Origin of the sequence: Paraburkholderia humisilvae (genome assembly GCF_902859855.1) — a bacterium.
Taxonomy (GTDB): domain Bacteria; phylum Pseudomonadota; class Gammaproteobacteria; order Burkholderiales; family Burkholderiaceae; genus Paraburkholderia; species Paraburkholderia humisilvae.
Genome location: NZ_CADIKH010000039.1, coordinates 14477 through 27021, shown reverse-complemented (window position 1 = coordinate 27021; position 12545 = coordinate 14477). Strand labels below are relative to the sequence as shown.

Genomic DNA, 12545 nt, shown 5'->3' with positions numbered 1-12545 from the left:
CGGTTTGGCGCAGCCGAACGGCGCGGAATAAAAATGGGGGAATCGTTCGATTCCCCCATTTTATGACCTTCGCTGTGGCGGACTACGCCGGCATCAATGCGTGGGTGTCCACACGAAACACGTTGACGGTCTCCCGCAAGCTGCGCGCCTGTTCTTCCATCGACTGCGCGGCCGCAGCCGCCTGTTCGACCATGGCGGCGTTTTGCTGCGTTGTTTCGTCCATCTGCGCGATCGCGATATTGACCTGTTCGATTCCCTGAGTCTGTTCGGACGAAGCCGCTGAGATCTCGCCGATGATATCGGTCACGTGCTTGACCGCCTTCATGATCGAATCGATGGTCTCGCCCGCGCGTTCCGCAAGCCCGCGGCCCGACTCGATTTCGTGCACCGACGCTTCGATGAGCGCCTTGATTTCCTTCGCGGCTTCCGCGCTGCGTTGCGCAAGGCTGCGCACCTCGCCGGCGACGACCGCGAAGCCCCGGCCGTCCTCGCCGGCCCGCGCCGCTTCGACGGCCGCGTTGAGCGCGAGAATGTTGGTCTGGAACGCGATGCCTTCGATCACGGAGATAATTTCGACAATGCGGCTCGAACTGGCAGCAATGCTTTGCATGCGGTCGACCACCTGATGTACGACGTTGCCCCCTTCGCCGGCGATCTCCGAGGCATTCGCGGCCAGCTGGTTTGCCTGGCGCGCATTGTCGGCGTTCTGTTTGACGGTCGCGGTGAGCTGTTCCATGCTGGCGGCGGTCTCGCTTAGCGAGCCCGCCTGCTCCTCGGTGCGCGACGACAGGTCCTGATTACCGGCGGAAATCTGCTGGGCGGCGACCGTGATCGTTTCCGTGCCGCTGCGAATGCGCGCGATCGTATCAATCAGACGCTGCTGCATGTTGTGCATCGCGAACAACATGCTTTGTTTGTCATTGGCGCGCAGATTGAGCGTGCTGGTCAGATCGCCGCTTGCAATCGTTTCCGCGATTTCTACCGCGTACGACGGCTCACCGCCAAGGGAACGCTCGACGTTGCGGATGATCATCACCATCGCCACGGTGATCAGTCCACCGATTGCGAGCACGACGATCAGGTAATTTCGCAGGTTTGCGTAGAACGCGCTGTCGATATCGTTAACGTAGACACCGGACGTCAGATACCAGTCCCATGGGGCGAATCGCTTGACGAACGCGATTTTGGTCGCAATGCCATCGTTAAGCCGGCCTTCATACTGGACGAAGCCCTGACCTTTCTCCTGAGCGATCTTGACCATGTCGAGCCAGAACAGCTTGCCATTGGGGTCTTTGTAGTGGGTGACGTCGCGATTGCGCATATCGGCGAGGATCGGATGCATGATCACTGTCGGATGCGCATCGCAGATAATGATGTAGCCGTTGTTCGGGTAACGCATCGCGCCAATCCGTGCCATCGCTTCCGCGCGAGCCTGTTCAAGCGGCATTTTGCGTTCGTCGGCAAGTTTCGCGTACTGATCCGCGATGCCGTATGCGGCTTCCACGACGTTTTGCACGGCCCCTTGCCGCTCGGCCAGCATCGTGTTGCGTGATTCGCGCGCAGCCCAGCCGCCGAGGATGAGGAGACCCAACCAGGTCACGACAAGCGCCATCCATAGTTTTGTATTTACGCTGAGACGGCTCAATTGCTACTCCTTGAGAAACACGTGTGCTGTGCACGGGATGAAAATTCACGGTCGTTCCTTGCAGGTAACGGAACGTTTGTGCGTCTGATGAATAAGGGTTAACGCTGACGTTCGTCGTTTAGACTTCCAGATGTCATATTCGCGGCTCGCGATCGTTCGGGCTGCTCCCTTAGCTTTCACACGGCTGTCAATCGTCCGATGGGGTCCTCTGGGCGCCGGATTGTATTGCGCACCGAGATTCTGAAATGCGGGCGGAGTTTCGCGTTCCGCCATCCTGGTTTCGATGTCTGGACGCGTTCGCGTCGGAGCGCCTTGATCCGCGTGCGTTGCGCGCTTCAACGGCTGTCCGGATCCGGCATGCCCGATTCGTTCAGATCGCAAGACGATCGTAGCTGGACGCTATGTAACCTATAAAAATATCTTTGATAAGTTACGTCGCATCGCTATGATGCGTTTCGTCGAGTCGACGTCAGGGAAGCGCCGGGTGATTGACGGGTGACTTTCAGGTCGGCGAAGTCAGTCAATGGGACGTGTGATAGGAGAGTGACGTGAAGGCGATTGTTCTAGATGGTTTTGGTGGCCTGGAAGCACTGGTGTACAAGGACATCCCGAAGCCGGAGCCGCAGGAAGGAACTGTCGTTATCAAGATCAAGGCATTCGGCATCAACCACGCGGAGCTGCATATGCGTCGCGGCGAATGGGCCGAAGCCGCGCCGGTGAGCGGTATCGAATGCGTGGGTATCGTCGACTCATGCCCCGGCGGCGAGTTTGCGGTGGGCACCAAAGTGGCGACGATGATGGGCGGACTCGGTCGCACGATCAATGGCAGCTATGCCGAGTACACGCGTGCAAAGGTAAGCAACGTGGCATCGATCGAATCGGATCTGCCGTGGGCCGAGCTTGCTGCGATTCCGCAATCGTATGCGACCGCGTGGACGTGCCTGTTTCGTAACCTGAAAATTCAGCGCGGACAAACGATTGTGATTCGAGGCGCGTCGTCAGCGTTCGGGTTGGCTGCGGTCAACCTGGCGGTGAACGCCGGCGTGAAGGTGATTGGCACGACAACCAGCGAAGCGAGCTTTGCACAACTAAAGGCGCATGGCGTAAGCCGTTGCGAAATCGAGCGGCCGGATCTGTCGAAGCATATCGCGGAGCGCAAGGAACTGGATGGCGTGCTGGATCTGGTCGGCAACAGCACGATGCTCGATTCGCTGGATATGGTGCGCCGCGAGGGCAAGGTGTGCCTCGCGGGCTGGCTGGGTGGCCTCGCGCCGATTGCGGATTTCAACCCGCTGCTGCAGATGCCGAGCGGGGTCGATCTGACGTTCTTTGGGAGCTTCGTGTTCGGCACGCCGGGCTTCCCGTTTTCGGACGTTCCGCTGCAAGCGATTGCCGCCGACGTGGAGGCCGGCAAGTTCACGGCGAAACCGTGGCGGGTGTTCCGCTTCGACGAGGTTCCCGAGACTCACCGGATCATGGAAGCAGGTGAAGCGAAGGGCAAGATGGTGGTGGTGCATGACGAGTGAGCCGTAGACAGCGCTGCGCGCAATTGCAAGCTGCCGTTTGTCACAGGACGACATAGGGCCGGGAGCGGTGCTATTCTTCCAGAACTCGCCCCGGCCCTCGGGGCCGACTTGTAACTGACCGCGCCGCCCGCGGGGCAGTTGCGGCAGGAGCCGGTGCGCTCGCGCCGGTTCATGAGGAGAAGCCCATGCCTGCGCGCTCGATCGCATCGCTTTCTCTGTCTTTTGGTCTTGTGTCGATACCCGTCAAGCTCTATTCCGCAACGGAGAGTGCGGCGGATGTCCGCTTCAATCTGCTCGCGTCGGACGGCTCCCGGGTCAAGCAGCAGTACGTTTCAGAAGCGAGCGGTGAGGTCGTCGAGCGTAGCACGATGAAGAAAGGCTACGAGTTCGAAAAAGACCGATTCGTCGTATTTACCGCGGACGAGCTAAAGGCACTTGAAGACAGCGCGAGTCACGTCGTTGAGATCGTCGCGTTTATTCCGGAGAAGTCGGTCGATCCGATCTATTACGACAAGGCCTATTTCATCGCGCCGGATAAACGCGGCGGCAAGCCGTATAGCCTGCTGCAGCAGGCGCTGCGCGAAAGCCAGAGAGGGGCGCTGGCGAAATGGGCGTCGAAGGGCAAAACGCACATTGTGCTGATTCGGCCGGCACAAGACGGCCTGATTTTCCAACAACTGCTGTTCGCGGACGAGGTCCGTTCGCTTGCCGATTTGCATATCGAGCAGGTTCCGGTGTCGGCTGCGGAGCTCAAGCTGGCATTGCAAATCATTGAACAAGGCACCGAGGAATCGTACGACCCGACCGCGTACGAAAATGAAGAGAAGAAGCGCATTCTTGCTGCAATCGACCAGAAAATCGAAGGCAAGGAAGTCGTGTCGAACGAACCCGACGAGACAGAATCCAGCGGTCAGGTGATTGATCTGATGGAGGCGCTGCGCGCGAGTTTGTCGAAGGGCGGCGGTGGCGCGCGGCAAAAGCCTGCGGCGCGCAAAGCGAAAGAAGAGGCCGAGGTGGCCGAGATTCCTGCGCCGCGAACGAGGAAACCTGCGCAGCGTGCTGAAAAGGCGCCCGCTGTTTCCGCCGCTCCCGCCAAGGTCCGCGCGCGCAAGTGAAGCATCAGACCGATCGCGCCGACATCTCGGTACGCAAGCTCCAGTCATTGCTCGGCGTTTCGCGAAGCGTGCTTGCCGGGCTCATCGACGCTGGTTTCGTGACGCCGGCGCGCGGGTCACGCAACGAACTGCGCTTTACGTTTCAGGACGTGGTGCTGTTGCGTACGGCATTTCAGTTGCAATCTGCAAGGATATCGTCACGCAAGATTCTTGCGGCGCTCAAGCGTTTGCGTGCGCAACTTCCCGACGAGATTCCGCTTTCCGGCATACGGGTGAGCGCGGTGGGCAATACGATCATGGTCAGGACCGGCCCGTCGCAGTGGGACGCGAATACCGGGCAGCTTGCGTTTGATTTCGAAGTCGCCGATATCAAAGGTGATGTTGTCTTTCTGGATGCATCATCGGCAAAAAAGGACGCGCGCAAGCAGGCTGACGACTGGTATGCGCTGGCGGATCAGATGGCGGCCGATGCGGATGCAACCGGGGCCGAGCGGGCATATCGCAACGCACTCGCGATTTCGCCTATGCCTTTCTATAGCGCTTATGTGGACCTGGGTGCGTTATTGTGCGAGAGCGACTCGCGCTATCTTGACGCGCTAGCGGTTTTTGACGAAGCCCTTGCGCATTTTCCTGAAGACGCGGTTTTGAACTTCAATCGGGCAGTGGCGCTTGAACTGCTCGGCCGGCTTATCGAAGCGGAACGGAGTTACGCGCGCTGTCTGGAAATCAATCCGCGTTACGCCGACGCGCATCACAACCTCGCGTTGATCAAAGAACAACTTGGCGACCAGCAAGGGCTCGTCCGGCATATGAGCGCGTATCGCAAGCTCAGCAGCTAGCGGCGATGCTTGAATGCATTGCAGAAGTTTCTGCATCCGATTTCAGTGCGTTCGTAGATCCAAGGCGCGGTTCTCTAGATATGTTTGGCAGACCTGTTCGTAAAAGGTGATACCAAACAATGAATCTGGAGCGCTTATGTTTGACCTAGGGACGTTGAGTCAGGGATGTGCACGCGTTGCGTGCGTGCTCGCTATAGGGTTGATCGTTGTCTTCGCAACCGGTGCACAGGCGAATTCGGGAGATGCATCGTGTTTTGGGCTGTACTCACAATCTCACGCGGTGCCGGGCACACGCGGTTGTGCGATCAGCGTGGCTGGCGGTACGCCAGGCGGGATGGGCAACTATAGCTGCATCAACCGGCTTGAGTTGATTGACAGCTTTTGCAACACGCCGTCTACCCTTCCGCCCGAGGCGAGCTGCCCAGTCGGCGATCCGGTCTATCCGGCGACGGGTGTGACGACGCTTGGTGAAACGGACTTCGTCAGCGGCGGTGACGTGCCGTTGGTGCTCAAGCGAACCTATCGCTCCGCACCATTCACACGGACTGACTCCGGGTTTGGCACCAACTGGTTTCACAACTGGCAACGCCAATTGGATGTGGCGAAGACTGGTAGCGTTTCGCCACAAGTGATCGCTTATCGCGAGGACGGGGCGAAGCTGACTTTCGTCAAGGATGCCGGAATGTGGCGGGCAACGGGAGGCATGCCGTTCACGCTCGCGGAGAAGGCGTCAGGCTGGATCGTCACGAACCTGACCACCGATACGCGTGAAGAGTACTCGACAAGCGGCGTTCTACAGACGGTTCGCACGCGCGAGCAGCGGGTGACGTCGCTGACCTATAGCAACGCGACGACGCCGGCTTCGGTCGCGCCTGGGCCTGGCTTGCTCATCGCCGTTACTGAGCACGCGGCTGACTCCGTCGCGTATTACGATCTCGTGCTGAACTTTGCTTACGACACGCGATCGCGTATCACGCAAGTGACTGCTCCAGGCGGCGCTGTAACACGCTACGGATATGACCAGCACGACAACCTGATTTCGGTCACATGGCCCGACGGTTATGTTCGGCGCTTTGCATACGAGAACACGGCGTTCTGGACGCTGTTGACGGGTGTAATTGACGAGACGGGCTCGCGCGTTTCCACCTGGTCGTATGACGCGAAAGGCAGGGCGATTGCGGTCAGCCATCCGGACACTACGCGCAACGTGCAGTTCGCATACGGTACTGGGACGACGACAGTCACGGACAGCCAGCGGAGCACCACAATAGGTTTCGCTTCCATTGGCGGCATTCAGCGACCGGTGAGCAGTAGTTCGTTTGCCGGGTCGACGAGTACGAGGTGGGACGCCTCGGGGAATTTGCTGACAGACGCGGTAGCCGACGGCAGCGACATCGAGCTCAGCTACGACCTGGCGGGCAGACCGGTGCGGTCCGTGCGACACAACCGCCTCGGCACGCAGATCACGACAATGCGCTACGCGGACGATACGAGCCTTCGCCCGTCGCTGGTCGCAATGCCGGGCAAGATGCGGGCTTTCGTCTACGACAACGAGGGCAACACGACGGGCATAAGCGAACTGACTACCGACGATCCGACGGGTGCACGCGGACTCGATGCGTCGACGGCTGGAGGCCAGAAACGGACATACGGGATGACGTATGACTCGTTCAATCATTTGAAGACGATGCAGGTGCACACGAACGACGAGTTGAGCGAGAACTGGCATTTGATGACAGATGCGAGCGGCAACAGTCGTAGCTGGAGCGAACTGGTCAGCGGGCGGAGGGTTGGCATTTTCATGAGGGATGCGGCGCATCGGCCGTTGAATCTCGCGACAGATGTCATTGATGTCAGGGTGGGCTACGACGTTCGTGGTCGGGTCAGTAAGTTCTCGTACACGGAATTCGCGACTCCGGCTAACGAGAAGATAGAAAAGCGATTGACCGTTAGCTATGGGTATTCTGCGGATGGGCGAGTGGTGTCCCGGACTGGCACCGTTGCGACGAACGGTGGCGCGGAGTTGGTAGTCAGCAGCGACGAAATTGATCTGTGGATAGATAATTACGAGGCGGGAGCGCTGGCGACAACGCCGTCGGGTGGCCCGCTTGCGTTGCTCAAGGCGCTTGGAGCGTTGCCAGAGCCGGGACTTGAGCATGTTTGCGTCGAGTGCGTGCTGCCTCCGGTCCGATGGACCGCGGAAGCGGTGAACTGGTGGATGTCGATTGCCCGGAATAGCAGTGGACATTGCAAAAGCACGGGCGCGCAGGTCGGAAACAACGTTAGCTTCAAAACAGAGCACTATTCTCCCAGACTCCAAAAGGAAGGACTTGATGTCTCGGCCGTTGAGGCAAGGGTCGCAGAGGAGGTTGACATGATGAGAACTGAAATGACGCCCGACAAGATCGAGATCCGGCGAATTACCGTCGATGGTGTGTTGGTGGAATTTCGGGCGTTCATGCACTCCGATGGCCAGATAACCGTCGGAACCATATTTCCGGTGCGCTGACATGTTGAGAGATCTAACAGCAGGAGAAGTATCGTTCGTTCGCGCTTTGGCAGAAAAACTCGATTCTGCCCAAAAGCGCAGGCTTCTTTCAGACTTGAGCCTCGCTCGCGCTGAAGAGATGTTGGACGATGCTTCGCTAATCCGCTTTCATCTCTTCGGATATGAGCGAGGTGACTACCACGGGCAACACACCTATCCCGTGGAAGGTCAATTGAATGATTGTGACGGTACGCCTGTACACGTTCTGCTGTACGCGGACCCGGCTGACAGGCTATACGAACTCGAGTTTTTGCGGTGGGGGGACGGCCCGCTGCAGGCCCCAGACTGGGCTAGCTTAAAGTTGATCGAGGGGCAAAGGTCACGCTGATACTCGCTTTAGCTACGACTACGAAGGCCGTGCCGTTTATACATTCTTTGCAAAAACCCCTCAACTCTTTTGATGCACCTCACATACAAACTTCATAGAATCGTCGGGCTATAGGTACCCAGGCGGACCTCATGCAAGGGACGGCCCACTCTCGTGGTTGTACGGGTCTTTCGTTGAACACGCTTGTCAAGCAAGCCGAGCGTCACCCGGGCTTTGTGTTGTACCCCGGGTACGCCCGCCCGGCTTGATCTTTCGTTGGGGATTAAGTGAAAAAGAAGATTATCGGCGCCGCCGCATTGTTCGTCTTTGCCGCGGCAGCTCACGCACAAAGCAGCGTCACGCTCTATGGCTTGATCGACACTGGTATCGTCTATACGAATAACCAGGGTGGCAGCAGCGCGTGGCAGGTACAAAGCAGCATGCTGTCGAACGAAGTCTGGGGCTTGAAGGGTAGTGAAGACCTCGGCAGCAATCTGCATGCGATCTTCAAGCTCGAGAACGGATTCAATATCCAGAACGGCAAGACCACTTACGCGAATACGATGTTCGGCCGTCAGGCGTATGTCGGTCTGCAGCACGACCAGTTCGGTACGGTCACGCTCGGTCGCCAGTACGACTCCGTGGTTGACGATCTCGGCCCGATCGCACTCGCCAACAACGGCGACGGCAACAACCTCGCCGCGCACCCGTTCGATAACGACAACGTCGACGATTCGTTCTATATCAACAACTCGGTCAAATATGTAAGCCCGGCCTATCGTGGCGTGCAAGCCGAGGCGCTGTATGGCTTCAGCAACGCGGCGGGTGGCTTTGCGGACAACCGCGCATATAGCTTCGGCCTGACGTACAGCATCGGTCCGATCAACCTCGCGGCGGCTTACCTGCAGCTCAACAACGGCTCGCTGAGCTCGAGCGGCGCGGTGTCGAACAACGACTTCGTCAATTTCCCCGCTTCGCGGCAGCGTGTGATGGGCGTGGGCGGCAACTATACGATCGGACCGGCCGTGATCGGCTTGCTGTGGACGCATTCGCTGTTTGACAACACGCAGCCTGGCGCGAACTCGGTGATTCAGCAACCGTTCGACTCGCTGCACTTCGACAACTACGAATTCAACGTCCACTATGCGGTGACGCCGGCGATCTCGCTGGCCGGCGCCTACACGTTCACGCAAGCCTCGGTGAGCGGCGCGACCGGCACGGCCGATCCGAAGTGGCATCAGGTGACGCTGATGGCGGACTATTCGTTCAGCAAGCGCACGGATGTCTACGTGGAAGGTGTCTATCAGCACGCGTACGGTGCTGCCGGCACCGCGTTCGAAGGTGCGTTTATCAATGGCCTCGCACAGTCTTCGACGGGCAATCAGGTTGTGGCGACGGTGGGTATGCGCACGCGCTTCTGATCGCGCTGCGTTGATCTGACGGCAGTGTGCGCGGCCAGTGCGCCGCGCACACTGCCGCAATCAGGTTGTTTCAATTACATCGGGCGCATGCCGGCTGTCTCAGCAGCACGCATGCGCCCGGTTCCCAAAGCGGCGGCGCTACGCCGACCAAATCACGTTTTCGAAACCTCCCCGTCCGTGACACGCCACAATCCGAGCGGATTGTCATACTTCAGCGCCTCCGGTAACAGATCATCCGGGAAGCCCTGGTAGGAAACGGGCCGCAAAAAACGCTCGATCGCGCTCATGCCGACAGAAGTAAAGCGGCTATCGGAGGTTGCGGGAAACGGGCCGCCGTGAATCGATGCGTACGACACTTCTTGCGGATGCGAGAACGCGTTGATCACAATGCGCCCCGTGCGCCGTTCCAATATCGGCAACAGACGCGCGGCGAGCGGATGATCGGGCTGATCGATCTGCATCGTCGCCGAAAGCTGGCCGCGGAACTTCTTTGCGAGCGCGATCAACTGAGTCACGTCTTTCACGCGCACCAGCAGTGCCGCAGGACCGAATACTTCTTCGGATAGCGAAGCGTCTTCGAGCATGTGCGCACCATCGACTTCGAACAGAATCGATTGACCGTCCCACTTGCGTTGCGGATCACCGCCTGCGGCGATGCGCTCGGCACCCGCGTCGTGCTGCCGTTCGACATTCTTGCGGTACGCGGTCGCAATACCGGGCGTCAGCATCGTGCGAGCCGACATTGCCCCGACACGCGTGATCATCGCGTGCTTCAGTTCGGCGTAGCCGGGGCCATCGATGGCGAGCAGAATCGCAGGCTTCAGGCACGCTTGTCCGACGGTGACCAGCATCCGCTCGGCGAAGCCGTCGCCGAGCGCCGCGCCGCGTGCTGCGAGCGCGGTCGGAAGCACGAAAGTCGGATTGACGCTGGTCATTTCGGTAAACACGGGGATCGGGTCCGGCCGCTGCTGTGCGCGCCGGAACAGCGCCATGCCGCCGGCTTCCGAGCCCGTGAACGTCACGCCTTTAATCAGCGGGTGATCAACGAGCGCCTCGCCGATTTCGTTACCCGCGCCACGTACCATTGAAAACACGCCTTCATGCAAGCCCGAATCCTTGACGGCTTGCTGAATAACGCGCGCTTGCAATTCCGATGCGCCGGGATGCGCGTTGTGCGCTTTCAGAATGACCGGAGCGCCGGCGGCCAGTGCCGATGCCGTATCGCCGCCCGCGACCGAATACGAGATCGGGAAATTGCTGGCGCCGAAGATCGCGATCGGCCCGAGCGCGATCTTCTGCATCCGGTGGTCCATCCGCGCGCGTGGTTGACGTTCCGGTTGTGCAACGTCGATCGTCGCGTCGCGAAAACGTCCTTGACGGACCACCGTCGCAAACTGGCGAAACTGGGCGGCCGACTTGGTGGCTTCGCCTTCGAGTTGCGCGACGGGCAGCCCGGTTTCAAGCGACGCGCGTTGTGCGAGTTCGGGCGCGATCGCGTCGAGTCCAACCGCAATGCGTTCGAGGAACGCGGCGCGTTCGGCGAGACTCGTGTTGTTGTAACTATCGAATGCGGCGTCGGCGAGACGCGCCGCGCGATCGACTTCGGCGGGGCCGCCGAATGCGAATGACGGTTCGATCTCTGCGTTGGTCGCGGGATTGAGCGCTTTCATTGTGCCCGCGGTCGCGGACACTTCCTGTGCGCCGATAAACAGATTGCCGGTGAGTTTCATAGGGGTTTCCTTGCGCTTCAAACAGGAAGGGCTGAGGGCAGCGCGGCGACCAGTTGCGCCGTCGTCAGGATTTCGTGCGCGAAAGTCGGGCCGTTCAATTCGTGTGCGGCGCGCATCATTTCCTGCGTGAACGCGGCCGTCGCATCGCGCACGAGCGTCACGTGGTAACCCAGCTCCATCGCAAAGCGGCTGGTGGATTCGATGCAGGTATTGGCCAGCAGGCCGATCACGATGACGTGCGTCACACCTTGCTGCTTCAGCTGGAAATCCAGATCGGTGTTGGCAAAGCCGCTTTGTGCCCAGTGTTCGTGAATGATGATGTCGTCATCGTGCGGCAGGAAGTCCGGATGCCATTCGCCGCCCCACGATCCTTTTTCGAACGTGTGACGTTGCTGAACGAGGCGCTGCGTCGGGTTCGGATGGTCCCAGTGGTCATAGTCGCCGGGTTGCCAGCGGCGGTGCGGCACGTAAAACACCTGGATGCCGGCCTTGCGCGCGGCGGCGACTGTGGCGCGCAGGTTGTCCAGCAATCCGACGTCTTTCGCGATCGACTCGATCATCGGAAAGAGCTTGCCGCCGTGAGACAGGAAGTCGTTGTACGGGTCCACCAGTAGCAGGCCGGTGCGCTCGACGGGATACACAGGATTGGTCATCTCGGTTCTCCTTTCGGGAATAAGTGTGCGAACAGGTTCGCGTGTCGCAGTCGGCGCCGGCTGCCTGGATCAGACGATTTCGTGACGCCTCACGAATCGCGACAGTGCAGGCAATTTATCACTATGAAAATCATAGCGTCAAGTTCGATGGGGATTCCCGCGCTGGCGGGGGCGCGCGAGCGATGTGTTACTATGAAATTAATAGTTTCAGTGGGAGAAAGTCGTGGCGCGTGTTGCGGAGAAGGTGAGTACCGTGTGTCCGGTCGCGCGGTCGCTCGATATCGTCGGCGACCGGTGGACCGTGCTGGTCCTGAGGGAGATGTACATGGGCGCATCGCGGTTCGAAGAACTGCAGATTCAGACCGAAGCGACGCCGCAAATGCTGGCGGGACGTCTGAAGGCGCTCGAGGCGGATGGGATGGTCGAGCGGCATCCGTATAGCGAAAAGCCGTTGCGGTATGAGTATCGGTTGACCGAAAAGGCTCGGGCGTTTTATCCGGTTATCTATGCATTGCGTCAGTGGGGCGAGACCTGGTGCAAGGACGCGAGCGAGGGCGTCGCGGTGGGCTTCGTGCATCGCGAATGCGGCCACGATGTCGGGCTGGGCAACGTATGCCCGAATTGCGGTGTACCGGTGGAGCGGGAAGACCTCGAAGCGACGCTGAGCAGCCGGTACAAGCGGGAGCGTGAGGAACGCCGCGCCGCGTTCAAGGGCAAATAAAGAGCGGAACAGGCCGCGGTGATCATTGGCTCGACAACTT

General features: G+C 59.5%; 10 protein-coding genes. 7 read left to right on the top strand and 3 right to left on the bottom strand.

What is annotated here, in order from left to right; all coding sequences use genetic code 11:
* Positions 1-82: 82 nt before the first annotated feature.
* Complete coding sequence (locus HV796_RS29525) at positions 83-1645, bottom strand: methyl-accepting chemotaxis protein (protein WP_246356107.1); 1563 nt, start codon at positions 1643-1645, stop codon at positions 83-85.
* Between the two features lie 548 nt (positions 1646-2193).
* Here HV796_RS29525 and HV796_RS29520 point away from each other — a divergent pair.
* The 6 genes from HV796_RS29520 to HV796_RS29500 all read left to right on the top strand — a co-directional run bounded on the left by HV796_RS29520 (position 2194) and on the right by HV796_RS29500 (position 9401).
* A complete protein-coding gene (locus tag HV796_RS29520) occupies positions 2194-3171 on the top strand; it encodes a zinc-binding dehydrogenase (protein ID WP_175230650.1) in 978 nt (325 codons plus the stop codon).
* Positions 3172-3356: 185 nt separating this feature from the next.
* Positions 3357-4286, top strand: coding sequence for a non-homologous end joining protein Ku (ku, locus tag HV796_RS29515; RefSeq protein ID WP_175230647.1), 930 nt, complete (start codon positions 3357-3359; stop codon positions 4284-4286).
* A complete protein-coding gene (locus tag HV796_RS29510; RefSeq protein ID WP_175230644.1) occupies positions 4283-5125 on the top strand; it encodes a MerR family transcriptional regulator in 843 nt (280 codons plus the stop codon). Before ku ends, HV796_RS29510 begins: the two co-directional genes overlap by 4 nt.
* Positions 5126-5459: 334 nt before the next feature.
* Positions 5460-7634, top strand: a complete 2175-nt coding sequence (locus HV796_RS29505) for a DUF6531 domain-containing protein (protein WP_175230640.1) — start codon at positions 5460-5462, stop codon at positions 7632-7634.
* 1 nt (position 7635) lies between these two features.
* Complete coding sequence (locus tag HV796_RS45900; RefSeq protein WP_377694869.1) at positions 7636-8001, top strand: DUF6984 family protein; 366 nt, start codon at positions 7636-7638, stop codon at positions 7999-8001.
* A gap of 266 nt (positions 8002-8267) precedes the next feature.
* Positions 8268-9401 (top strand): porin, encoded by a 1134-nt coding sequence (locus HV796_RS29500; protein WP_175230637.1) that lies wholly within the window; start codon positions 8268-8270, stop codon positions 9399-9401.
* Between the two features lie 152 nt (positions 9402-9553).
* On the opposite strand, the gene HV796_RS29495 is transcribed toward HV796_RS29500, so the two are convergent.
* Both HV796_RS29495 and HV796_RS29490 read right to left on the bottom strand, forming a co-directional pair.
* On the bottom strand, positions 9554-11131 hold the full coding sequence (locus HV796_RS29495) for an aldehyde dehydrogenase (NADP(+)) (protein WP_175230634.1): 1578 nt from the start codon (positions 11129-11131) through the stop codon (positions 9554-9556).
* 17 nt (positions 11132-11148) lie between these two features.
* Positions 11149-11784, bottom strand: coding sequence for a cysteine hydrolase family protein (locus HV796_RS29490; protein WP_175230631.1), 636 nt, complete (start codon positions 11782-11784; stop codon positions 11149-11151).
* Positions 11785-12007: 223 nt separating this feature from the next.
* On the opposite strand from HV796_RS29490, the gene HV796_RS29485 reads away from it, so the two are divergent.
* The gene (locus tag HV796_RS29485; protein WP_175230628.1) at positions 12008-12505 is read left to right on the top strand and encodes a winged helix-turn-helix transcriptional regulator; all 498 of its coding nucleotides are present in this window, start codon (positions 12008-12010) and stop codon (positions 12503-12505) included.
* Positions 12506-12545 lie beyond the last annotated feature (40 nt).